Origin of the sequence: Burkholderia sp. MSMB1072 (assembly GCF_001524725.1) — a bacterium.
GTDB lineage: Bacteria > Pseudomonadota > Gammaproteobacteria > Burkholderiales > Burkholderiaceae > Burkholderia.
The window spans coordinates 1-764 of sequence record NZ_LOYC01000054.1 but is presented as its reverse complement, the minus strand read 5'-3'; the positions used below and the strand labels follow the sequence as shown (position 1 = coordinate 764).

Here is a 764-nt window from a genome sequence, read left to right as displayed (position 1 = left end):
TGGGACATGGAGAAGGACATTCCGTGGGACAGGTTCGACGCTTCGCTGCTCACCGACGAGCAGGCGAAGACGATCAAGATGAACGCGATCACCGAATGGTCGGCGCTGCCCGCGACGGAAATGTTCCTGCGCGACAACCAGCACGACAGCGACTTTTCCGCGTTCATGAGCGTGTGGTTCTTCGAGGAGCAGAAGCATTCGCTCGTGCTGATGGAATACCTGCGCCGCTTCAAGCCGGAGATGGTGCCGACCGAAGAGGAGCTGCACGCGGTGCGCTTCCAGTTCGATCCGGCGCCGCCGCTCGAGACGCTGATGCTGCACTTCTGCGGCGAGATCCGCCTGAACCACTGGTACCGGTGCGCGGCCGACTGGCACACCGAGCCCGTCATCAAGCAGATCTACGAAACGATTTCGCGCGATGAAGCACGTCATGGCGGCGCGTACCTGCGCTACATGAAGAAGGCGCTGAACAACTGCGGCGACGTCGCGCGTGCGGCATTCGCGAAGATCGGCGTGCTGATGGCGTCGGCGCGCCGCACCGAGAAGCCGCTGCACCCGACCAACCTGCACGTGAACCAGGCGCTGTTCCCGCGCGACACGGTGCAGTCGCGCCTGCCGGATCCGGAATGGCTCGAGCGCTGGCTCGACGAGCAGATCCGTTTCGACGGCGAGTGGGAGAAGAAGGTCGTCGAGCGGATCCTGCACAACCTGTCGATCCTGTTCGAGCGCACGTTCGCGACCGCGCAGGAGCTGAACCGCTACCG

Annotated in this window: 1 protein-coding gene; it reads left to right on the top strand. The window is 63.7% G+C overall.

Annotated features, from left to right (window positions below):
- The coding region (locus WS89_RS24800) for a diiron oxygenase (RefSeq protein WP_059794112.1) at nucleotides 1–764 on the top strand (764 nt) is incomplete at both ends.